The sequence below is a fragment of the Leisingera sp. S132 genome (assembly GCF_025144465.1).
GTDB lineage: Bacteria > Pseudomonadota > Alphaproteobacteria > Rhodobacterales > Rhodobacteraceae > Leisingera.
In genome coordinates this window covers 146604-169491 of sequence record NZ_CP083557.1, presented here as the reverse complement: position 1 = coordinate 169491, position 22888 = coordinate 146604, and the positions used below count along the sequence as shown (strand labels likewise).

At 58.0% G+C, this 22888-nt stretch carries 20 protein-coding genes; 5 read left to right on the top strand and 15 right to left on the bottom strand.

The annotated features are described in order from the left end of the window. The first annotated feature begins 791 nt into the window (after nucleotides 1-791). The 4 genes from K3725_RS21745 (at nucleotide 792) to K3725_RS21730 (ending at nucleotide 7633) form a co-directional block, all read left to right on the top strand. Complete coding sequence (locus tag K3725_RS21745; RefSeq protein WP_260018981.1) at nucleotides 792-2993, top strand: efflux RND transporter periplasmic adaptor subunit; 2202 nt, start codon at nucleotides 792-794, stop codon at nucleotides 2991-2993. Beyond that, nucleotides 2990-6169, top strand: a complete 3180-nt coding sequence (locus tag K3725_RS21740) for an efflux RND transporter permease subunit (protein WP_260018980.1) — start codon at nucleotides 2990-2992, stop codon at nucleotides 6167-6169. The genes K3725_RS21745 and K3725_RS21740 overlap by 4 nt, the downstream gene beginning before the upstream one ends. Nucleotides 6170-6281: 112 nt before the next feature. Continuing rightward, nucleotides 6282-6767, top strand: coding sequence for a hypothetical protein (locus tag K3725_RS21735; protein ID WP_260018979.1), 486 nt, complete (start codon nucleotides 6282-6284; stop codon nucleotides 6765-6767). Then, the gene (locus K3725_RS21730) at nucleotides 6764-7633 is read left to right on the top strand and encodes an ATP-binding protein (RefSeq protein ID WP_260018978.1); all 870 of its coding nucleotides are present in this window, start codon (nucleotides 6764-6766) and stop codon (nucleotides 7631-7633) included. The genes K3725_RS21735 and K3725_RS21730 overlap by 4 nt, the downstream gene beginning before the upstream one ends. A gap of 293 nt (nucleotides 7634-7926) precedes the next feature. Here K3725_RS21730 and K3725_RS21725 read toward each other — a convergent pair whose 3' ends face one another. The 11 genes from K3725_RS21725 to K3725_RS21675 all read right to left on the bottom strand — a co-directional run bounded on the left by K3725_RS21725 (nucleotide 7927) and on the right by K3725_RS21675 (nucleotide 15249). Next, nucleotides 7927-8055 carry a hypothetical protein gene (locus tag K3725_RS21725; RefSeq protein WP_260018977.1) on the bottom strand — a complete coding sequence of 43 codons (129 nt, stop codon included), beginning with the start codon at nucleotides 8053-8055 and terminating at the stop codon, nucleotides 7927-7929. 11 nt (nucleotides 8056-8066) lie between these two features. Further along, nucleotides 8067-10136 (bottom strand): flagellar biosynthesis protein FlhA, encoded by a 2070-nt coding sequence (locus K3725_RS21720; protein ID WP_260018976.1) that lies wholly within the window; start codon nucleotides 10134-10136, stop codon nucleotides 8067-8069. Between the two features lie 19 nt (nucleotides 10137-10155). Continuing rightward, nucleotides 10156-10764 (bottom strand): hypothetical protein, encoded by a 609-nt coding sequence (locus K3725_RS21715; RefSeq protein WP_260018975.1) that lies wholly within the window; start codon nucleotides 10762-10764, stop codon nucleotides 10156-10158. A 39-nt stretch (nucleotides 10765-10803) separates the two neighbouring features. Next, nucleotides 10804-12081, bottom strand: coding sequence for a pilus assembly protein N-terminal domain-containing protein (locus K3725_RS21710; RefSeq protein WP_260018974.1), 1278 nt, complete (start codon nucleotides 12079-12081; stop codon nucleotides 10804-10806). A gap of 98 nt (nucleotides 12082-12179) precedes the next feature. Continuing rightward, complete coding sequence (locus K3725_RS21705) at nucleotides 12180-12800, bottom strand: hypothetical protein (RefSeq protein ID WP_260018973.1); 621 nt, start codon at nucleotides 12798-12800, stop codon at nucleotides 12180-12182. Then, nucleotides 12797-13108, bottom strand: coding sequence for a hypothetical protein (locus K3725_RS21700; RefSeq protein ID WP_260018972.1), 312 nt, complete (start codon nucleotides 13106-13108; stop codon nucleotides 12797-12799). The genes K3725_RS21705 and K3725_RS21700 overlap by 4 nt, the downstream gene beginning before the upstream one ends. A 69-nt stretch (nucleotides 13109-13177) precedes the next feature. Next, nucleotides 13178-13627 carry a GNAT family N-acetyltransferase gene (locus tag K3725_RS21695; RefSeq protein ID WP_260018971.1) on the bottom strand — a complete coding sequence of 150 codons (450 nt, stop codon included), beginning with the start codon at nucleotides 13625-13627 and terminating at the stop codon, nucleotides 13178-13180. 38 nt (nucleotides 13628-13665) lie between these two features. Continuing rightward, nucleotides 13666-13947 carry a hypothetical protein gene (locus K3725_RS21690; protein ID WP_260018970.1) on the bottom strand — a complete coding sequence of 94 codons (282 nt, stop codon included), beginning with the start codon at nucleotides 13945-13947 and terminating at the stop codon, nucleotides 13666-13668. A 79-nt stretch (nucleotides 13948-14026) separates the two neighbouring features. Then, nucleotides 14027-14284: a hypothetical protein gene (locus K3725_RS21685; protein WP_260018969.1), complete on the bottom strand. Its 258-nt coding sequence runs from the start codon at nucleotides 14282-14284 to the stop codon at nucleotides 14027-14029. Between the two features lie 84 nt (nucleotides 14285-14368). Then, nucleotides 14369-14758: a hypothetical protein gene (locus K3725_RS21680; RefSeq protein WP_260018968.1), complete on the bottom strand. Its 390-nt coding sequence runs from the start codon at nucleotides 14756-14758 to the stop codon at nucleotides 14369-14371. A 176-nt stretch (nucleotides 14759-14934) separates the two neighbouring features. Beyond that, nucleotides 14935-15249: a hypothetical protein gene (locus tag K3725_RS21675; RefSeq protein WP_260018967.1), complete on the bottom strand. Its 315-nt coding sequence runs from the start codon at nucleotides 15247-15249 to the stop codon at nucleotides 14935-14937. 31 nt (nucleotides 15250-15280) lie between these two features. Here K3725_RS21675 and K3725_RS21670 point away from each other — a divergent pair, with 31 nt between their 5' ends. Beyond that, nucleotides 15281-16039 (top strand): M85 family metallopeptidase, encoded by a 759-nt coding sequence (locus K3725_RS21670; RefSeq protein WP_260018966.1) that lies wholly within the window; start codon nucleotides 15281-15283, stop codon nucleotides 16037-16039. Nucleotides 16040-16054: 15 nt separating this feature from the next. On the opposite strand, the gene K3725_RS21665 is transcribed toward K3725_RS21670, so the two are convergent. From K3725_RS21665 to K3725_RS21650, 4 genes are all read right to left on the bottom strand, one after another. Continuing rightward, complete coding sequence (locus K3725_RS21665; RefSeq protein WP_260018965.1) at nucleotides 16055-18238, bottom strand: type I secretion system permease/ATPase; 2184 nt, start codon at nucleotides 18236-18238, stop codon at nucleotides 16055-16057. Next, entirely contained in the window at nucleotides 18238-19647 is a 1410-nt protein-coding gene (locus K3725_RS21660) for an HlyD family type I secretion periplasmic adaptor subunit (protein ID WP_260018964.1), read from the bottom strand. The genes K3725_RS21665 and K3725_RS21660 overlap by 1 nt, the downstream gene beginning before the upstream one ends. Nucleotides 19648-19660: 13 nt before the next feature. Continuing rightward, entirely contained in the window at nucleotides 19661-21841 is a 2181-nt protein-coding gene (locus K3725_RS21655) for a type I secretion system permease/ATPase (protein ID WP_260018963.1), read from the bottom strand. Nucleotides 21842-21941: 100 nt separating this feature from the next. Continuing rightward, complete coding sequence (locus tag K3725_RS21650) at nucleotides 21942-22811, bottom strand: LysR family transcriptional regulator (protein WP_260018962.1); 870 nt, start codon at nucleotides 22809-22811, stop codon at nucleotides 21942-21944. Between the last annotated feature and the right edge of the window lie 77 nt (nucleotides 22812-22888).

Genomic DNA, 22888 nt, shown 5'->3' with positions numbered 1-22888 from the left:
ACTCAAGGATACGTTTTGATACATTTGCGAACCGGGTGCGCTTTTGTCAGTTCGCCGCAAAACGTTCTGCACTTTTACGGCCTTTCTGAGCAGAGAGCGATCATCAGTGCTTCTAGAAACAGAAGGGCTGAGGAGATCCCAAACGATGCGCGGGGAAGCCGTTGCCCAAGCTTGGCAGACAACGCGCCCAACGCATGACCCCAGTTTCACCAGCTAGGGACCAGGGAGCCTGATGGCCTTCATTTCGCACCGGAAGGGGTTGCGCCGGAGAAAATTTTGATTATGTGCCACGCTATGGCAGTTACTGGGTTCAGGAGTGACTTTGGTCGGTTGATACGCGCCGGTGCGTCAACCCTACTTCTTGCTGTGGTTTTCTTGAACACGCTTGCGGCAATTTCTGCTCATGCATCGCCTCCCGCAAATTCCACCGTCGCTGTTTCTGACGTACAGCACGAGACATGCACTTTGCACAAAGCGGCAAAAAGAATGCCGCACAGGCATCATCAAAAGGGCACCTGCGAAATCCCTGATGAAGAACGGTATGCCACTTGTTCGGTGGCCGTTTGCTGTTTTCACGAGTTCAACGCAGCTCCAATTCCGTCTGTTGAGCGCCGCCTGGTAACTGTTCAACTTGTGATAGCGAGCTCGGCCGGAGTAATTTCCAGGTCAGAACTCCCGCATGATCGTCCTCCCCGTTCAATCTGATTGAATTCGCTTGGCGCCCAATCGAGTGCGCCATCTGTTTCTGATCAGACAAGGCTTGCATCCCGCAAGCCAAAACGAGGTTTTCCATGCGTGGACGCTATTTTGCTCTCGGTTTTCTTGCGCTTGCTGCAGGAGTTGCGGGAGGCATCTCTCTCGAAAGACTTATCCTCAACCCGGTATCAATGTCAGGGACGAACGAGGCCGAGATCTTGTATTGGGTTGCACCGATGGATCCGAACTTCCGGCAACCAGGGCCGGGTAAATCCCCCATGGGCATGGATCTTGTTCCTGTATATGCAGGCCAAGAGCCTTCCGGGGATCCTGCAGAAGTGCAGCTATCAGCGGCAGAGATTAACGCCATTGGCGTCCGCACCGCGATTTCACGGATGTCCGAGGTTTCCGGCAAGATCGAAACCGTTGGCTTTGTTGGCTATGACGAGCACCGGACAAGCCATGTTCACACTCGCGTGGACGGTTGGATTGAAAAGCTGAATGTGCGCGCTGTCGGAGACCCCGTTCAAAAGGGCGACGTCTTATTTGAGATGTTCTCCCCTCAGATCGGCTCATCAGCTGGTGACCTGGTTCGCGCTATTGAAGCAGGCAAATCGCAGATCATTGATGCCGCGCGTAACAAACTGCGCAGTCACGGCATGTCTGACAGGCAAATCAAGCGTATTGAAACCAGAGGCATTCCAGAGCGCAACATTGAAGTCGAGGCTCCGCAGGATGGCGTTTTGATTTCACTTGAGGCTGCGGACGGAATGTTTCTGCAGCCCGGTACACGCGCTGCATCGCTGACAGAGCTTACAACCGTTTGGCTAATTGTCGATGTCTTTGAGCGCGACATTGCAAAGCTGACTGACAATATGCTTGCTGAAGCGCGTTTCGAGCATCTGCCCGGCCGTGTTTTCAAAGGTTCAGTTGACTACATCTACCCTGAACTTGACGCTGTGACCCGAACGCTTCCTGTTCGCTTGCAATTTGACAACTCTGACATGCTGCTACGCCCGAACATGTTCGGTACAGTCAGCCTGATCCCGTCAGAAAACCGCATGGCGCTCACGGTCCCGACCGAGGCTGTTATCCGCACCGGCACCGCAGAACGGGTGATACTGAAAACCGGCGACGGCACTTTCAAACCCCGCCTCATCACCGCAGGGCTGCGTGACAATTTCGGCGGCGGCGGGCGGACAGAAGTCGCACAGGGATTGGAGCCTGGAGAAGAGGTTGTAGCCTCCGCTCAATTCCTGATCGACAGCGAAAGTGCACTGAGCGCCGGACTTATGCGCATGGCGCCGACAGATGAAGCTCCTGCACGTGGATCAGGAGTGTTGGTTGCGCTGGATTTTGGGTCCCGTATGGCAAAGATCCAGCACGGTGCTCTAGACAGCCTCGACTGGCCAGAAATGACGTCTAGTTTCCCGATCCGGGCTGATGTTTCTCTTTCGCGTTTGGTTGAAGGTCAGCAGGTGTCGTTTCGGCTGTCTCGTGGAGCAGATGGCCTGCTCGGGCTCATTGAGCTTGGTCCAGACGACGGTGTTGCTGCCACAGGTACCGGAATTGTGAGTGGCGTGACAACGGACGGAAAGCTGTCGCTCTCACATGAACCTATTCCTGAACTCGGCTGGCCTGCAATGCAAATGGATATGCCAGTGGCAGGTCTAGACACTGCCGAAGTACCCATGGATGTGCCAGTAGAGTTCGATCTCTCAAAAGACGATGACGGGATGTTCACCGTTATCGCTGTCCGGGCTGCAGGCCCCCAGCCTATCGCAGATGCAACCCCTGAGACCAATGAACAAATCACCTCCGAGGATGCTTCAGACGTTCTCGTTTCCGGAACCATTGATCAGGTCGACGCCGAAACCCGTATGGCCACGATAACCCACGGCCCTATCATGGAAATTGGCATGCCAAGCATGACCATGAATTTCGAAGTGGGTGAAGACCTGGAAATTACCAGCCTTCCGGTCGGCAACGAAGTGGCGCTGACATTTGCGCGTCCAGACGGCATGACCATGGTGCTCACCGGGGTGGAAACGGTCTCGCCGCCGATGGAGGTATTGGGCAAGATCAATAGCGTCGACCCTGAAACCCGGACGGCGAACATCACGCACGGCCCAGTAAAGCAGATTGGCATGCCGGGTATGACCATGGACTTCTCGATTGATCCAGCCCTCGACTTAGCTGGATTGCCGGACGGACAAGAATTGACTCTGCTTTTCACCCAGAACGCAGACTTCTCAATGACCCTGGTAGGCACAAAGCCGGTTGAGGTGACTCAATGATCGCTTCTGTAATAAGGGCTTCTGTTGCAAATCGCTTCGTCGTTCTTGCACTTGCAGTCATGATGGGCGTGATCGGTGTCTGGGCGATCCGCGAAACCCCCGTAGATGCTATTCCCGACTTGTCGGATGTGCAGGTCATTGTCCGCACGCCTTATGCCGGGCAAGCCCCTCAGGTTGTCGAAGATCAGGTCACTTACCCCATTGCCACTGCCATGCTTGCTGTGCCCGGAGCCAGTGACGTGAGGGGGTTTTCCTTTTTCGGCGACAGCTACGTCTATGTCGTTTTTGAAGACGGCACTGACCTTTACTGGGCGCGCACCCGCGTTCTCGAATACTTGGGTCAGATTACTGCGAACCTTCCGGAAGGGGTTTCGCCCCAGCTCGGGCCGGATGCAACCGGTGTCGGCTGGATTTACCAATACACGCTTATTGACCGGACAGGCGGGCACGACTTGGCCCAGCTGCGAACACTCCAGGACTGGTTTCTGAAGTATGAGCTGCAAACCGTCGAGGGTGTGTCCGAGGTCGCAACCATAGGCGGGATGGTCAAACAGTATCAGGTCGTTGTGGACCCGAACAAGCTGCGCGCCTTTGACGTCACCCTGCCGCAAATCCGCAGTGCCATTCAAAACGCCAACCGCGAGACCGGCGGTTCTGTGATCGAAATGGGCGAGGCGGAATTCATGATCCGCTCTACAGGTTATGTTGATGAACTGGCGGACCTGGCCAAAGCACCGCTTATGGTCAACGAACGCGGTGCGGCACTGACAGTTGGCGACGTGGCAGACATCCGCCTTGGGCCGGAAATGCGCCGTGGAGTTGGGGAGTTTAACGGCGAGGGTGATGCTGTCGGCGGTGTAGTGATTCTGCGCTGGGGCGGGAACGCCCTAGCCACGATCAAGGCTGTTGAGGCGCGTATCGAAGAGTTGCGGTCAAACCTGCCTGAAGGCGTTGAGCTTGTCACAACCTACAACCGCGCGGGCGTTATCGAGCGTGCAATCGAGAATCTCGAAACAAAGCTGACCGAAGAATTTATCGTTGTCATTCTGGTCTGTGCAGCCTTCCTGCTGCACATCCGCTCGTCCCTGGTGATCCTTCTGTCACTGCCTCTCGGCATCTTTGCAGCCTTCATCATCATGAAGCTGCAGGGGGTGAATGCCAACATCATGAGTTTGGGCGGGATTGCCATCGCCATCGGCGCGATGGTGGACGCGGCTATCGTCATGATCGAGGCCATGCACCGAAGGCTAGAGAAGGAAAAGCTGACCAATCAGAATCGCTGGCGCCTCGTCACCGAATGCGCAACCGAAGTGGGGCCGGCACTTTTCTTTTCCCTGGCAATCATCACCGTGAGCTTTTTGCCGGTCTTTGTTCTGGAAAGCCAGGAAGGGCGGCTTTTCAAGCCGCTGGCCTTCACAAAGACCTACGCAATGGCAGCGGCGGCGATCCTTTCCATCACGCTGGTGCCAGTTCTGATGGGATACTTTGTGCGCGGCCGGATTCTTTCGGAGCACAAGAACCCTCTGAACCGTATCGTGATCTGGATCTACCGTCCCTTTCTGGACGCTGCTGTCGCGTGGCCCTGGGCCACAACGTTGCTGGCCGGTGTGCTTGTCGCTTCCATGTGGTGGCCGCTCCAGCGTATCGGGACCGAGTTCATGCCAGAGCTGAACGAGGGCGATTTCCTCTACATGCCGACACTGTATCCCGGTGTCTCCATCGGCAAGGCACGCGAAGTGCTGCAGCAATCTGACCGGCTGATTGCTGCGGTCCCTGAGGTCGCGACGGTGCATGGCAAGCTTGGACGCGCCGATACCGCCACGGATCCCGCCCCGCTCACAATGATCGAGACGACGATTCAGCTGAAACCTGAATCCGAATGGCGCGCGGGCATGACGATGGAGGGCATACGCGACGAGCTTGACCGCGCTGTACAAATTCCTGGTGTGACCAATGTCTGGATTCAGCCGATTAAGAACCGCATCGATATGCTTGCCACAGGGATCAAGACACCCGTCGGTGTCAAAATCTCCGGCGCTGATTTGAGCGTCATCGAGCAGATTGGTGTCGATATCGAACGGGTGGTTGCAGGTATCGACGGCACGGCATCAGCCTATGCAGAGCGGCCTGTAGGAGGGCGGTTTGTGGAGATCGGCGTCAACCGCGATGCCGCTGCGCGCTATATGATGAGCGTGCGTGAAGTGCAGGATGTCGTTCAGACCGCCATCGGCGGGATGCAGGTGTCGGAATCCGTGGAAGGTCTTGAGCGGTTTCCAATAAACCTGCGCTACCCCCAGGAATGGCGGAACAGCCCCGAACGCCTGCGCGACCTTCCGTTGGTCACACCGTCCGGCGCGCATATCCCCCTTGGCAACCTGGCAGAGATCCAAGTGGTGGATGGGCCCGGTATGATCCGGTCCGAAAACGCACGCCGCACTGGATTTGTCTTCATCGACTTCGCCGGCCGGGATCTGGGAGGCTACGTTACCGAAGCCCGTCAACTGGTCGCCGGTAAGGTGGAATTGCCGCCTGGCTACTCGATCACATGGTCCGGTCAGTACGAGTACATTGAGCGCATGCAGGAGCGGCTGAAGCTGGTAGCGCCGGCAACGCTGCTTATCATCACGCTGATGCTCTTTCTGGCCTTCAACCGCGTCATCGAGGTTGGGATCATCCTTGCCGCGTTGCCGGTTGCCCTCGCAGGAGGAGTCTGGTTCCTGTGGTACTTGAGCTTCGACATCTCTGTCGCCGTTCTGGTGGGGTTCATTGCGCTTGCCGGTGTCGCGGTTGAAACCGCGATTGTCATGCTGTTGTACCTCAACCTAGCCTGGGAAAAGCGGAAAAACCTCGCGGCTGAAGCTCAGCGCAAGTTAACAACCGATGATGTCGAAGAGGTGGTATTCGAAGGCGCGCTTCTGCGGGTGCGCCCCAAGGTCATGACAGTGGCGACAATCTTCGCGGGCCTCATTCCGATCATGTACGGTCAGGGCACTGGCTCGGAAATCATGCAGCGCATTGCCGCCCCGATGGTCGGCGGCATGGCCACTGCCACGCTGCTAACCCTTTTCGTCATTCCTTCAATCTTTGTGATCTGGAAGCGGTTGGCTCTTGCACGGGTCAACCGAACCCTGCTGCAGGAACCCGGCCGAGAGGCATCACCGGTACCGGCAGAATAGCCCGAAATGTGAACTCACCCTAAGAGGACAATCCAATGAAAAACTTGCAATAACCCTAGTTGCCGCGCTTTTGGCTGCACCAATCGCTTCCGCTCAGACGAGCCATAGCACAATGGACCATTCCAACATGGGGATGAGCGATGCTCAAATGGAAGTGGTGTGCCCCCATCTCGGCTGGAAATTTGATCTGAAACCCAACGATGAGGGCGTACGGGTTCTCTCAGGTCTTTTCTATTCCTCCGATACCTTCCAGCAAGGAGTCGATAATTGGCCAGGCAAGGTGTCGGTATTTATTGACCCCGACAACCTCAACTTTGCCACCGCGGTAATTCCCGGTCGACCGACCCTGTTTCGCCTTGCCCTCCAGACCACGGTTTTTGCCGACCTCACAGTCTCAGAGTTTTTGGAACTGATGGAAAGCTATCGCCGGGAGGATCCTGAAACGACGACACTCTACGAAGATCGGATCGCGAAAGTCCGGCTCGAAAGGTTCGAACTATTGAAGAAAATTGGTGTGCAGCGGCGAGCGACCTGCGGGATGCGCACTACAGCTTCCCGCGGGCCAGCGTTCTCCACGAAGCGTTCACTGAGTGCGTGACCGATTATTTCATCAAGGCCAGCAACGGAGGCCATTTTGAAGCCCGAGGCCTCGTCGTTACGGGCGAGTCCAGGGTGGGAAAGACTTCGGAAACGATCAAGCTCATCAAAGAATTCAACGACAGTCAAACCATCATGCCCAACGGAAGGCCAGGAGAAATACTCTATTGCAAACTCGATGGTTCGGTCAGCTGGAAGGACCTTGGGCAAAAGACGCTCGAAAAGCTTGGGTACAGCGCCTCTCCCAGGCGGACGCAAAGCGAAATCTGGCGCCTCGTGCGCCATCACAGTCGCGAGTTTGGCGTGATCGGCTTTTACTACGACGAGTGCCAACACGTCTTTACGTCTGGCGCCAAGTCGAACCGCATTTTCTTGGATAGCTTCAAGTCCCTGATGAAAGAACCCGAATGGCCTCTGATACTGGTCTTGTCGGGAGTCCCTGCCCTTGGGACATATGTGCATTCCGAAGAGCAGCTGTCCCACCTGCTGACACAGGTTCATTTCGATGAGATCAGTCTTGGCAAGAGCGCCGATCCGGCCAAGGACCCTGACATGATAGAGCTGAACAAACTTGTATATGCTTATGCCGAACTTGCTGAGGTCGATGTCGAGGCGGTTGTGGATGTCGACTTCCTGGAGCGGCTGGACTTTGCATGTTGCTCACGCTGGGGGCTGGTCATTGAGCTTATGATTAGGGCATTCGCGTTGTGTTGGATGCGCGGAAAGGATGTCGTCACACTCAAGATGTTCACGAAAGCGTACGATAGGGGTTCCCGTCTCCCCAAAGGCCTATCACCCTTCACCGCACCGGACTACCGGGACATCTTCGAGAGGGCGATGCTCCTAGAGATAATCAACAAGACTTAGCAGACGCGGCAAAATCAAAGGCTGCACCGAGGGCTCGCATTCGCGGGCCCTTTTTCTTGGTTAAGGGTGTGCATGCTTATGTGTTTGCTGTGCATGCTTATGCTTCAGCGAGCAGAAAGAAAGGTATAACAAATTGACTAATAACACATTTTTGCAGCGTCACACCGATGCGAATCGATTGGGTGTGCAAACTTATGAGTCATTGGCATTAAATTCAGTTGGTAAGCGACCTCGTTCGACGTGGATGTGTATAGCAGGTACATACAGGGGCCGAATTTGAGGCCACAGAGATTTTAGCGGCCATTCATGATCTCACGCACCCTGTCCGCTACGTCCCGTTTGGCGAACTTGGCGCATTTCTGTGTCTGCGTCTCAGCCACTTGCACGCGCTGCGCTCCCGGCAGCCGCAGCGACAGTTTCACCGCCTCTAATCCTAGGCTGCTTCCGCATCCGCCTCCGGCGACAGGAAGCCCACGGGGTAGATGATCGTGTCAGGATGGATTTCCTGGTAAGCAAGAACGGGCAGGTAAATTCCATGCTTTTCCAGGATCGTGTACAGCGGATATCTTACATCCTGCTGAGTTATCAAAGCCGGATCCTGGCCGCGGCGGAATTCCCCGGAAACATAGCTCTTTGCCTGCTCTGCAATATGTGCCGAAACCTCAGGAGCCAAAATCAGGTAGGAACCTTCGTCCGTCTCCCGCATCCCTTCCCTGATGAAGTTTTCCAGCGTCGGCGCGGTCACGATCACCGGCAGATACCCTTCGGGCGCGAACCGCTTGGTGATGAATTCCGAAATGGACGTGCGTACTTTCTGCAGCACTTTCTCCGGCTCGGAGCGGGTTTGTGACGCCTTGGCGATGGCTTCCAGGATGCGCACGGTGCTGGTCACCGGGATTCGTTCCTTCAGCAGCATGCGCAAGACGCTGCTGATCTGGTTGTTGGACAAATCCTCGCGCAGATCAGCAACCAGGTTCGGATTGCTGCGCCCGACAATGTCCAGCAGATTGGACGTAGCCTGCAGGCCGGCAAAATCCCCCAGATGCTCGATAACAGCCTTTTTGACATGCATCAGAAGCTGCTCCAACGGACCCCAATACTGAATATTTTCCTCCTGCAGCCGCGGAATCTCGGAAACTTCGACCAGCGCCCCCTCCTGCGCGCCAAACCTGGCGATGGACGGAATGCCCAGGCTGCTCAAGTAGCTGATATTTGCCTTCACAAAAACCGTGTCCGGGTCCAGCCGGCCGGAGGCAACCAGCTCCTCCTTGATAAAGATCTGGTACTCTTGCAATTCATCGCTGAGACTGTAGCGCCAGTACCCCATCGGCACGCCGAAATCAGCCTCGTTGGTCGTCCGGACGCCTTCCAGCGTGTTGTTGAACACCTCCGGATTGAACATTCCCGTGACTTTACGCGGCAGAACAACCTTGACCGCTTCATCCGCACCTGTTCTTGCCTTGATGTCATCCCAGCTCAAGCTAAGCCGCTGAATCATGAGATCCCAGTCGCTCCATTGGGCTTCCAGCGTCTTGGCGTATTTTCTGATCCCGAAATAGACACTGCCGGATAACGACAGCCCCAGGATGGCAAAGATCGCAGTCGGAAATCCCGGCACAAGGCCAAACAGAGCAATCACCAGCCCGGCAATGATGATGGTCCTGCGGTTCGCCATCACCTGCTGGCCGATTTCGGTCCCCAGGTCCATGCCTTGCGGATTGGTGACCCGGGTGACCATTGTCCCAGCCGCTACAGAGATCAGCAGCGCCGGAATTTGCGAGACAAGCCCATCGCCCACGGTCATCAGGGCATAAAGCTGGATCGCCTCACCAAACGGCAGGCCGCGCTGCGCCATCCCGATCGCGACTCCGCCCAGCAGGTTGATGGCAGTGATCACAAGGCCTGCAGTCGCATCCCCTTTGACGAATTTCATCGCCCCGTCCATGGATCCGAACAGTTTGGCTTCCCGCTCCAGTGTCTGGCGGGCCGAACGCGCATCGACATGATCAATATTGCCGGCGCGCACGTCAGCGTCCACACTCATCTGCTTGCCGGGCATCCCGTCCAGCGTGAACCTGGCACCGACTTCGGCGACCCGGTCTGCGCCTTTGGTGATCACCAGAAACTGCACCACGGTAATGATCAGGAAAATGACCAAGCCAACAACCAGATTACCGCCGACAACAACCGTCCCGAAGGTCTCGACAATCTTGCCGGCATTACCCTCGATCAGGATCAGCCGTGTTGTCGAAATCGAAATCGCCAGGCGGAACAGAGTTGTGACCAGCAGCAAAGAGGGAAAGGTGGAAAATTGCACCGGGCTGTGCAGGTGCAGCGACATCAGCATTATGATAATCGCCGCGCTCATGTTGAGCGTGATGAAGATATCCATCAGCACAGTCGGCAGCGGCAGGATCATCATCATCAGGATCAGGGCAAAGACCGCGATCAGCATGACGTCCTTCTGACGTCCGAGGCCTGCAATTGCGTTCAGTATTTTCATAGGCCCTGTCCGTGCAGTTCTACTGTCCCGGCGTGTCGATCTCGGGACTGTCCAAAGACGTCAGATCAGGGCCTGAAATCTCGGTTCCCCGCACGACGGCCAGATCGTTCCTGTCCGCTTCCTCAATCGCTTCCACAGCTTTTTTAACAAGCGTGACATATGCCGCTGGTCCGGACACCAGAAAAACCCGGCGCTTCGGGTCCGAGGCGTGAACAAACTTTTCCTGATAGATGCCCAGCTGGGACAGGACATCCAACACCGTACCGCCGTCGTTGTCCTGGAGCGGAATTATCTCGGTCTCAACCGACCGCACGCTGGACACATGCAGCATGACACCATCATAGAACCAAAGCAGGCCGAATTCGTTCGACAGCCGGTCCAGATACGCCCGCCGCGACATCCGCTGATCAATGCTCACGGAGGCCTCGTTATTGATTTCCTCGTCGATGCTGACCGCCACCCGGATGTTGCGGCCAAAAGTTTCCAGCGTTGCCCGCAATCCCTGGTTCTTGCCAAGAAAAGGGTATTCCTCGTTCTCCTGCGGCAGCAGCCAGCGCGTCACCGGCGCCTGCTCCTCCGCCGCCGGGGCAAGCGCAGGCAGCAAGGCCAGCGCCCAGATGACGGTCAAGCGGCACAGGCTGGAAAGAAGACCCCTCATGACCACCCGTCAGTACAGGAACCCGGCGGGCCCGTGCACTTCGATTTTGCCGATGGAACCGGCTTTGCTGGAATACTGGGACAGAATGTATTCAAGGTTGGACATCGGGCGGGACAGGATATGCTCCACCGGCCGCCTTTCCAAATCACCAAACCGGGGGGTAATCACGGCGATCAATTCCCGTTTGGAAGAGCTGATGTTGTCTGTTCCCAGAATCCGCCGCATGGTCGCCGAAAAAACGGTGTCATTTTCACCAGTAGCCTGGTTTCGCGTTTCCTGGCGGCTAAGCCCGGCAATGACAAAACTCTGCTTGTCGCGCAGTTCCACATTGGTAGCAAAGCGGCGAGTGGACAGATTGGGAAAATCGTTTCCGTTAATTGTTGTTGTCGCAGGCTGAAGACCGGATATCACCGAATTGACTTCAAGGCGCAATTTGCTGCCCGGCAGCATTTGCGGCTTGAAGCGGACATTCATGCCGACAAACTTATAGTCGATGCTGAAATTTCCGGTCGCCGCTTCTGTCTCGCCAGAGAACGTCGGAATTGCGATTTCCTCCCCGACAGAGAAATCCGCATCCTTTCCCGAAACTGTCGTCAGCGAGGATTGCGTGACAAGCGTGGCAATACCGCTGTTGACCAGCAGGTCCACGGTGGCATCAACAGAGGTCTGGGGGTCCGTCTCATCATATCCGAAACGGATGATCCCGCCGCTCTGCGCGCCCACGGAAAACCCGCTCGACGCCACTAAGCCATTCCAGTCGATGCCATAGTTCTCGGCCAGGTCCACGCTGATTTCCATCAGCTTGACCTCAAGCTGGATTAACTGGCTGTCACGCACGACCAGTTCATCAATCAGGGCGCTGCTGGGCACACTGTTGCGCAGGGTTTCCAGAACATTTGCATGCACCCGCTCGGTCGAAACGACACCCGAAACGTAAATGCTGCCCCGTGCAGAGGCCAGAGTGATCGCTTCTCCAGGGAACCGCTGGGAAAGCGTCGCGCGCAGGCCTCTCAGGTTATGCGTTACGGAAATTGCGATCTCAAAGAGAATTCCGCCGTTCCTCCCGGTTGCAATCAGCGTCGTTTCACCAACCGCCTTTCCAAATATATATGCGGCCTCACCCGGCGAAGTGGAGACGTCCGCAATTGACGTGTCCGCCACAAAAATGGACTCCGCCTCCCCCAGATTGGACAGGCTTTTACCTTTACCCTCTTCAATCACCATGCGCTGCGTTACTTGGGCCTCCGCCGGAGCCGGTGTCACTGACAGGAAAAACAGCAGCGCCAATGGAACCAGAGAAGCGACTCTCAAGAAATGAGAGTACACGGATTGCGTCTGTTTCATGGCGCACCTGACTTTGATTGACTGCTCTGGTCTCACGGGCCTTATCCAGTGGCCCGCATTTGTAATTTAACCAAATCAGTATCAGCCTCAGGACTCCTTTTCCAATGATTTTCTGACAGGATGCGGGCCAGACCGGCGAAACTGCGCAAACTGACATGGCTTGCGACTTCCGAAGCCTTCATTTGACTGGATGCCAGCATCAATTGATCATGCTTTTGTCCGACAGGAGCCGTCTCGACTGCCGCAGACCTGGAAACCCCGCTGGCGGCAGTGGTTGCTTCTGCCTGCTGCTTTTGGCGCAGCCCCTTGAGCATCTGGGAGGACTGTGGGTCGTTCTGAGGCTTGGCAACTGCTGGCTTTGCAGTCCGGCTCCGCCTTATTTTCTGCGCGCTCGGATCGTTATCCTGCTCGCCGTTTTCCTTACTCGCCCCGCTATGCGCCCGCTGGGTTGCGGCATAAGCTTCATCCACCCCCCCGTCCTGCGCATCCTTGAGCATCGCCGCATAGGAGGTTGAGCTTTCGATCTTCTCCTGTGGCGCATTCTGCTTTTGCTGCTGTTCAGGTATGCTGGGCTGTTGCTGCCGGCGCCTGGGCGCAACAGGCTGCAACGACGTTTGCTGCAGCCGCTCTGATCCTCCCGGTCCAATTGTGTTGCTGCTCATGCCGATCCTCCTTTCAGGAAGCTGCGCACAGCCTCTGATCTGGATGCTTCAGACCCGTCTGTCAGCATTTCCAGCCGTGCCCTGACATAACTCAAATTGCGTGACGGCCGCTTCGCTCCGGCCAGAACCCCGGACACTTCGCTGAACTTCTGGTTCAGCAGCAGAGCCTGGGCATACATCTCGCGGATCCGGTCATCCTCGGGGAACAATGTCAGGCCAAGCCGCCCATAGGCCTCAGCCTTCCACAGCAGACCGGACCGGATGCTGAAGGAGGCAAAAACCAGAAGTGTGTCAGCACATGTGATCATTCATCCACCTGCTGTTCTGCCTGCCGCGGCATCCCGCGGCGGGCTCCGGCCCTGCAGCTGACCGGGAAATCATTCTGCAGCCCTTACAGCCGGAGTTCTGGGCGTGTGCTTGAAATAGCCGATATCGGCGACCTCAAACCCCAGCCGCTCCAATGCCGGATTGGGTTCCGGCATGGTGCAGAAAACATATTCGACGTTCTTTTCCTTGGCCCACCGCATGTAGGCGCGGAACAGGCCAAACCCTTTTCCCCTGGCTTCTGGAACCGTGTACCAGACCAGTTCATTGGCTACAGGGATCGGTGCATAAGGTGTCGCACTGATTGCTCCGACAAAAAAACCGGCACCGCCATCCAGCAGCAGCACCAAAGTATCGTCGCCTTCGATGGCTGCAGACAAAACCTCCATCCATGCCGCTTCGTCATAGGGGAGTTTCATGCCTGTCTTGTGATCGGCACGAAAAGCCGCGCTCAGCTGCTTCAGAACAGGGAGGTCATCGTGTGTTGCCGGGCGAATTGCCATCGTGGTCTCCTTAGGCTTGGCGGTCCGGAAAGGCTGCGTCACCCCATGCTTTGCTGGATTTTGGAGATCAGGCTGAACTTCCCTGCCAGGGAACTCATCACGCGTTGCGATTCCTGGTTGGCCATCGCGCGCTCTGCCTGAAATTTCGACGCTTCCATTGTGTAGATATCCAGCTTGTTCTTGATATCCTGGTACAATTGCTTGCTCCGGACCGTTCTGCCGTAGCTCAGAGCCTGCGATTGTTCAGTCAGCGCCTGGGAAAGCTGCAGGGAGGTGAAGCTGCCGCCGCTGTTGTTTGTTGGGCCTGGAAGATCGAACATAGTTGCGTTCTTTGTTTGGGGCTTGCCCCTCCCCTGTCAGCTGAAGACAGCGGGCGGGAAGGAGCAAGCCGTTCTGCTGTTAAGCTCCGGCCGCCTGAGACAGCTGCGATGTCGTGTTCTTCGACTGGGTCGCGGTGTCGGCCTGGGCATGACGCGACCGTTCCTGCTGGTCGTTGTCAATGCGGCGCTGATGCTCCTGCTGAGCGGATATCTGCTGCTGCGCAAACTGCTCGCGCGAGTTTGCCTGATTCTGCTGGTGCTGCATCAGCATCTGCTGCTGCGACTGAAGTTCCGCCTGTTTGGTCAGTGCTGCTGAAAGAGCCAAAGATCCGGCCATGATATTCTCCTGTTGATATCTGAGTTGGGGTTAATACGGACGGCCGGAAAACCAGCCGGTCCGGGAATTTCAAATGACGAACGCTTAGTGGTACTTCATGCCGTCCGTGTTCGGAGCACCCTTGCTGTCGCCCATATGGATGTGAATATTGATCTCGGTGTCATCATCGCTGTCATAGCCGCTGTCATAGCCGCCATCACCGCCACCTTTATGGCCGCCGACAGATCCCTGATGGCCTCCGGCACCACACTGGTGGCCGCCCTGCTTGCCGCCAACACCATTGTCTTTCATCAGCTGTTCGATGGTTTCCTGCTGCTTGGCATTCTTCTCTTCCATCTTCTTCAGCTGCTCTTTGAAATCGTCACCCTGCTCCTTGATGTCATCTTGCAGGTCCTTGGTCTGATCCATCAGCTGCTGGTTCATCCGTTGATTCTGCGCCTGCTGCATCATGTTCATCATCATCGAAATAATCATGGTCTTCCTCCGCTTCGTTTCAGAAAGGCGGGCAAGCTGGAAACCGAACTTCAGGTCGTCTAGTCACCTTCGGACCAGCGCATTTCTGCCTTACAATTGCCAGATTTCAGCAACTGGGACAGATAAGGTCATAGATATTAATTATAGTTTTCAAATTTCTTAAAAATGAATTGTTTTCAGTCGCTTGATGCCATTAGGTGAAATTGCTGCCAGTCGGCTTTGCTATTCCGGCTGGCGGGAATCACGGTGTCATTGAGGTCCGAAATGCGCGTTACTGACTCACCCGCCGCCAAATTCAACCCGCCCGAAATGCCGGCCCCAAGCAACAGCCGTGGCGGCGCACAAAAGCGGCCGGCCAGCCCGCAGGCACAACCGGACACAGCCAAACAGGCGCGCGCTTCCAGCGTATTCAGCGAAGGCGCTGCAAAGATTGCGTTTCCGCAGACCCGGCCCGCCGCGGCTTCCGCTTCAGCGCCGGCAGCAAAACCCAACCGCCATGACGACAGCTACGCCGGGTTTGTATTGAACACCAAAGTCCCGGAACTAGGCTCAGCGGACACCTCCGCCATTTTGGGCAAGGTCGCGGACAACGTCTCACTCAGCCGCGGCTACCTGGCAAACCAGCGCACCGCAGATGCCATCAACAGCACTTTGGCAGAGGCGCTGGAAAAATCCCCCACCTTCCGCCACACGGTTTCCTTTGCCAGCAGTCAGGGGCTTTCCGATCTCGGGAAAGTCCTGTTTCAAACGGTTTACGAGCCGACGGACGGCGGATTTATCGACGACATCGAACTGGGCGATGTTTATGAGGCCTATGAGGAAGGCAATCCCTTGCCGATCATGAACGTTGCCGAAGCTTGCGAGCGCGACATTGACGGCGAGACCCGCCATGCGGTCAACATTGGCATAGCACCGAACTCAGAGCAGTTTCCGGCTGAATACAGGTTCTGGCAGGAATGCCTGGTTCACGAACTGACCCACCATCTGTGCGATTCCGGCGACCCGAATGACAGCACCTCCCTTGGACCGACCGAACTTCTCGCCCGCCAGGTGGCTGCCGAAGCTGGCTGGGGAGAGATGCCGGGCGGATCCTACAATGACCCGGCCCGCACCTCAGCTATGACAGACAGGAACACAAAGGCGCTGATTGCTGCACTTGGCAGCCACGACGCACCGATGCTCTTTGACCGGCTCAAGGAAATCTGCGCTGACGCGCCCGCCAGTTCAGCCTTGCCGGCTTCTGACGTGTCCGACAGCGAAAGCGACAGTGATGCAGGTTAAGACCAAGCCTGACCCCTAATCGCCGTTTTGCAGCTGCCAAAGCTCTGCATAGGCGTGCCCGTTGCTCAGCAGCTCGGCGTGCGGCCCTTCCTCGATGATCTCGCCCTTGTCCATCACCACAACCCGGTCGCATAGCGGCATGCAGTTCAGCCGGTGGGCGATCATGATTACCGTACGCCCCTTGATGATCTCCGGCAGCCTTTGCAGGATGCCTGCTTCGGTTTCATAATCCAGCGCCGAGGTTGCCTCGTCAAAGATCAGGATTTTCGGATCGGCCACCAGCGCCCGGGCAATCGCAATCCGCTGGCGCTGGCCTCCGGACAGGTTGCCGCCCCGCTCCCCGACCTGAGTGTCGAACCCATGCCGCAGATGCTCGATGAAATCGCTGGCCCCGGACAGCCGTGCAGCATTCAGGATGTCTTCGGGTTTGGCAGTCGGATTACCCAGTGCGATGTTGTCCCAGACACTGCCGTTGAACAGGAAATTCTCCTGAAGCACCACACCCATGTTGCGGCGCAGGTTGGCCGGATCGGCCATGGCAAGATCAACATTGTCGACCAGAACCTGCCCGCTTTGCGGAACATACAGGCGCTGCACCAGTTTGGTCACCGTGCTCTTGCCCGACCCGGACAGGCCGGTCAGCCCCACGATCTCTCCAGCCTGCACCGTCAAATCAAGCCGCCGCAGCACTTCGGCGCCGTCCGGCGCATAACGGAACGTGACCTTGCGCAGATCGATCCTGCCCTTGATCTTCTCCAGCGAAGACCGGCCCGCACTGGCCGCCGTCTCCGGCTCCTCCTGCAGGATGTCGCCAATCCTGCGGATTGAGATGCCGGTGTGCTGAAAGTCCTGCCAGATCTGCGCCAGCCGCAGGATCGGCATGGTCACATGGCCCGACAGCATGTTGAAGGCCACCAGCTGGCCGACGCTCAGCTCGCCCGCCATCACCAGACTGACACCAAACCACAAAAGCAGCGCGGCTGAGATCTTCTGCACCAGCCCGATGCCGCCGCCGGCCCAGTGGCCCAGCATGCTGGCATCGAACGTCGCCTTCAGCGAGGCCCCCAGTCTGTCTTCCCAGGCCCGGGCGAACTGGCCGCCCAGACCCAGCGATTTGATGGTTTCGATGCCCGTCACCGTCTCGGTCAGAAAGGCGGAGTTCTCGGCATGCCGTTCATATTCCCGCTCCACCCGCTTGCGCAGAAAGGGGCCGATGACCAGCCACATCAGCCCGAATACCGCCAGCGTTGCCAGCACCACAAAGGCCAGCTTGCTGGAATAGGCGAACATCACCGCCAGGAAGACGCTGATGAAGCACAGGTCCACCACCATCATCAGCGCCGAGCCGGTCAGGAAGTTTCGGATATGGTCCAGCTCCTTGACCCGGGCCAGGATCTGTCCCGCCTGCCGGTTGCGAAAGTAGTCCAGCGGCAAATAGACCAGATGCCGGAACAGCCGCGCCGACAGCTCCGAATTGGCGCAGCTGGCCATATGGGAAAACACCAGTGACCGCAGAAAAGTCATCAGCGGTTCGAAAAAGGCAATTCCGATCAGGGCAATGGCCAGCACATCCAGGCTTTGCAGACCGCGGCTCACCAGCACCTTGTCAATCACCACCTCGAACAGTTTCGGCGACACCAGCGCAAATCCCTGAATGACCAGAGAGGCCAGCAGGATGCGCCGGAACCGCGCCTTGTGTTTCAGTATCGACGGCAAAAACCAGGAAAAACCAAAAGCTTTCTGCCCGGATTTCCAGGATGGCTCCCGGCTGCACAGGATCACGTCGTCTTCAAAGTCCGCGGCGACATCCGCAGGATCGCTGCGGCTGGTGCCGCCGGTCAGCGGGTTGGTCACCTGCAGCTGGCTGCCAATGGTGCCGGTCACCGCGTACCACTGCCCGCTCTGCGTCTTGCGGATCAGGTATGGCATCGGTGCGGTCAGCAGCCGACGCTTGGGCAAGGCCGCCAGCCGCGCCTTGATCCCCAGCCGCTTGGCGCAGCGGATAATATCCGCATCCTCAAACGCCGCATCGGTCTTGCCGTGCATATGCCAGACCTGGGCAGCCTCTGCCGCAACATCCAGCCGCCGGGCCGCCGCCATCAGCGCCATCAGGCCGCTATCCTGCCGCGGGTCCGACGCTGCCAGCCCGCCCCCTTGCAGGAAGGCCGTTTCCAGCAGGCTTTCCGCTGCCGCGCTCATCACCGTTCCCTCAAAGTTTCGGACTGGTATTCGCGCAGCGGGCTCAGGACATAGTCGATGATCCGCCGGTCGCCTGTCCTGATTTCAGCCGAGACCGTCATGCCGGGCGAGAGGGCAATGCGTTCGCTGCCCGACGTGATCTCCAGCCGCTCCAGCAGAACCCGCGCCGGATAGACCGGCCCCAGCCGTTCGTCTTCAATGGCATCGCCGGAGACATTCTTGACCTCACCCGCAATGGTGCCGAATCTGGTATAGGGGAAGCTGTCCACCTTGACCTCCACCGTATGGCCTGTGCGGACAAATCCGATGTCCTTGTTCAGCACCATGACCTCTGCCTCCAGGTTGGCGGCATGCGGCACCACCACCAGCAGTTCCTGGGCGGGCTGCACCACGGCACCGACCGTGGTCACCGCCACCTGCTGCGCCACACCGCTCACCGGCGCGGTGACGGTCATCTTGCGGGCGTTCTCATCCGCCTGGATCAGCTGGTTGCGCAGGTTTGACAGCTGGATCTGCTCCTGTGCCAGCCGGTCCAGCAGCGACTTGCGGGTCTCATAGCCGAACTGCTCGATCTGCTGGTTCAGATCGTTCTCCTCAGACGTTAGCTGCGTGAGCGAGACCTCGGTCTCGGCCTGTTCCCGGCGCTGCCCGATCAGTTCCCGCGACAGTTCCAGAAACTGGTAGCGCGGGAACAGGCCCTGCTCCATCAGGGTGCGGCGGCTGTCCAGCCGTTCCTGGGTGTTTTTGATCAGCGCCTGGGTTTCGGCGGCTATGGCCGCGGTGGCCTGCCGCCGCAGGCGCACCTGTTCAACCCGGTTCTGCAGCACAGTCAGCTGCGCCTCTGTGCTGTCCGCTTCCGCCTGCAGCCGGCTCTGCGCAATTTCAGCCAGTTCCGGCGGCGTGCCATCGGGAACCAGGAACTCCGTCAGCGGCCCGCCGCTCAGCAGCGCCTCCAGCCGCGCAGTCTCCAGTTCCGAGGCCTGCAGCTGGCGGCGCAGCCGGGCGCGCTCTGCCACCGCCGAGGTCGGGTTCAGCTCGATCAGCACCTCCCCCGCGCTCACCTCCTGACCGTCACGCACCAGGATCAGGCTCACCTCGCCGCGCTCAGGCGCCTGCACCACCTTGGAACGGTCGTCGACAATCAGCCGGCCTGAGGCGGTGGCGATAATGTCGATCCGCCCATAAACCGCCCACAGCACCACACCGATGCACAGCAGCACAATTGCCAGGCTGAAGCCCCGCGCAGCACTGGAGGGCGGCCGCTCCAGGATCTCCAGGTACTCCGGCAGAAACTCCAGCTCCAGCCGGCTTCGCTTGCCGGCTGCGGGTCGGCTGGCTGCCTTGAAGGCGGTCTTGGCCGGTTTCTCCGCCTGATCTGCGGTACGGCCCCGTTTGGTCAGCAAATTCATCTGGCCCTCCTGGTCAGGACGCTGCCGGCGTCCGGGTTTCGGCGGCAGCCAGTTCGCTCTTCTGCAGGTTCCACAGGTTGCGGTAGGCGCCGTCCGGAATCCGGATCAGCTCATCATGGGTTCCGCTTTCGATTATCCTGCCGTGATCCAGAACATGGATACAGTCGCAATCGCGGACGGTGGACAGGCGGTGGGCAATCACGATAACAGTCCGCCCCTTGCGGATTTCAGCCATATTCTGCTGGATCAGCGCCTGTGAATGATCATCCAGGGCCGAAGTCGCCTCATCCAGGATCAAGATGCCGGGATCGCTGAGCAGCGAACGGGCGATGGCAATCCGCTGCCGCTGGCCGCCGGAAATCGAACTGCCGCCTTCTGACAGGATGGTGTCATAGCCGTCCGTCATTTCCAGTATGAACTCATGCGCTCCGGCCTTTTCTGCGGCCTCCGCCACCTCTGCCAGCGAGGCCGACGGCCGGGTCAGCGCGATGTTGTCCCTCACCGACCGGTTGAACAGAAAGTTTTCCTGCAGGACGATGCTGGTGTTCTGCCGCAGCGAAACCGAATCCAGCGTCGCGATATCGGTGCCGTCGATGCACACCTGGCCGCTTTCAGGGATGTAGAGTTTCTGCACCAGCCGCGCGACGGTGCTCTTGCCTGACCCCGACCGCCCGACAAAGGCCACCATGCGGCCGCCGGGAATATCCAGGCTGAAGTCCTTCAGAACCGGCTCACCGTCCGGCGCGTAGCGGAAGGTGACGTTGCGGATCGAGACCGCCCCCCGTTCGATCCGCTGCAGCGGCTTATGTGCTTTCGACACCTCGGGAAGCGTGTGCAGCACATCCCCCAGCCGCTCCACGGACACCCGGGTCTGCACAAACTGCCGCCACAGCTCTGTCAGCCGCAGCACTGGCTGGCTGACGTGGTTGGCCATCATGTTGAATGCGATCAGCTGGCCGATCGACAGCTCCAGCCCGATCACCTTGCGCGCGCCGATCCACAGCACCAGCACCATCGTCAGTTTCTGGATTGCCTGCACCAGCGTGTTGGACAGCTGCATCAGCCGCTGCACCTTGTAGTTGGACAGCACGAAATCGCGGGTCTGGTATTCCCAGCGCCGAACCATCTGGGCTTCCAGCGCCAGCGCCTTGACCGTCTCCACGCCGGTCAGCATTTCTGTCAAAAAGGAGGTGTTGACTGCCCCGTCCCGGTAGAGCTCCTCAATCCTGCGCTGCAGCGGGCCAGTGATCAGAAACGAAACTGCCATGTAACAGGGCACCGATCCCAGCACCACCAGGGTCAGCACCGGCGAGTAATAATACATCACCGCAAAGAAGATGAAGGTGAAACTGAGGTCGATCACCAGCGTATTTGCCGCCCCGGTGATAAACTCGCGGATCGCACTCAGCTCGTTCACCCGCGCCACTGTCACCCCCACAGGGCGCGACTTGAAATAGGTCAGCGGCAGATCCACCAGATGCCGGTACAGATTGCCGCCCAGCCGGGCATCTATCCGGGTTGCGGTACGGGTCGCCAGATACTGCCGCAGGGTCTTCAGCACCACCTCGAACACCGCCACCGCAATCAGCGTGATAACAAGAACATCCAGGGTCGAGACGGAGTTATGGACCAGCACCTTGTCCATGATGACCTGAAAAAACAGCGGTGAGATCAGCGCAAGGCACTCGATAGCGGCAGAGGCCGCGAGGATCTCGAAGGCAAGCCCCTTGTAGCGGATCAGTTCAGGCAGAAACCACCGGATGTCAAATTTCTGAACGATCTTGTGAAACCGCGCCCGCAGCCGCAGCAGGGCCGCCCGCCCGGACCAGATCTGTTCCAGCTCCTCAGGCGTCAGGGCTTCGGGGGCGGCGGTATCCGGGCGCTGGATCAGGGCCTGCTGCTCTGACAGGCTGGCCAGCAGGAACCACACGCCGTCCCGGTCCTGAAGGATCAGCGGCAAGGGCTGATTTTGCAATTTTTCCCGCGTCAGCCCTTTAAACCGCACTTGCAGCCGCAATCCCCGCGCCGCGGCCCGCACCAGGCGCTCCGGGCCCGCCTCCGGCTGCTGCTCCAGCAGTTTACGCACGGCCGGCTCTGCATCCGGCATCTGCATTACCGCTGTCCAGATGACGAAACACTGGATAAGGCTGTCTGCCGGCGCGCTGCCCTCCATCTCCGGCTTGGTCAGGCTCATGCCCGCCACCCGGACAAGACTGCACCTACCTGCCCGCCTGCCTTGGGCAAACGCAAACCAGCGGCAGTCTGCGCCCTCCCGCGGAAAACCGCGGGTCCCATCACACGCCCTCGAATACAGATGCCAGCTGCTGTGCCAGCTTACGGACACAGGACGCTGAGTCCGGATTGCAAACCACGTGGAAATCGATGTTCCCAAGGTCCGGCAGATGCTCTTCCAGCAGCTTGACGGAATAAGGATTCCGGTCTGCCCGTAAGAACTTCTCCACCGTAAAGCCAACACCGTACCCGCGCCGGATCGCATCGAAGTAGGACGTCAGCGATGAGGTTTCAAAAACGATCCGGTAGCGCCGGTTGCAGCTTCTCAGGATTTCGTCCGCAGACGGGCCGCGGCTGACGTTGCCGCGCCAGATCACCAAGGGGACTTCGGCATCTCCGGCCAGCGTGGTTTTGTCAAACTGCAAGCCGCCGATCCATCTCAATTTGCAGCGCTTGGAAAAAACACTGTTCTGCGGCGCCCCCAGACGGCTGCAAACCACGGCAACTTCGATCTGCCCCAGCTCAACTTTCTTCAGCAGATTGTCTTCATTGTCAGTTACGATCTCCAGCTTTCGCCCCGAGCCCGGCGTATCCAGTTTCCAGATCATTTCTGGACCAAAAAAGAATTCGATGGCTGGCAGAACGCCAATCCGCGACCGGCTGCAGGTTTCGCTGTCGACAAGGTTTTCAATCTTGCCCAGCTCTTCGACAATCCGCTGCGTGATGCCATAAAGCTGCCGCGCTTGCTCTGTCATGCCCTGATGCGGGTTGCGGTCAATGAACAGCGTAAACCGCACTGCTTCTTCCAGCCGTTTGATACGGTTGCTGATCGCAGGCTGCGACAAGTTCAGCTTCTTTGAACACGCAGTGTAGGATTTAAGCTGCGCGAGTTCATAGAACGTCCGCAAAAGGTCGAGACTGACCTGGCTCATATACGCCAATCCTGTTCTTCTTGGATCGATACGTGCCAGCATAAGGTTACTCCGCTTAACAACTAATCACAATTCCC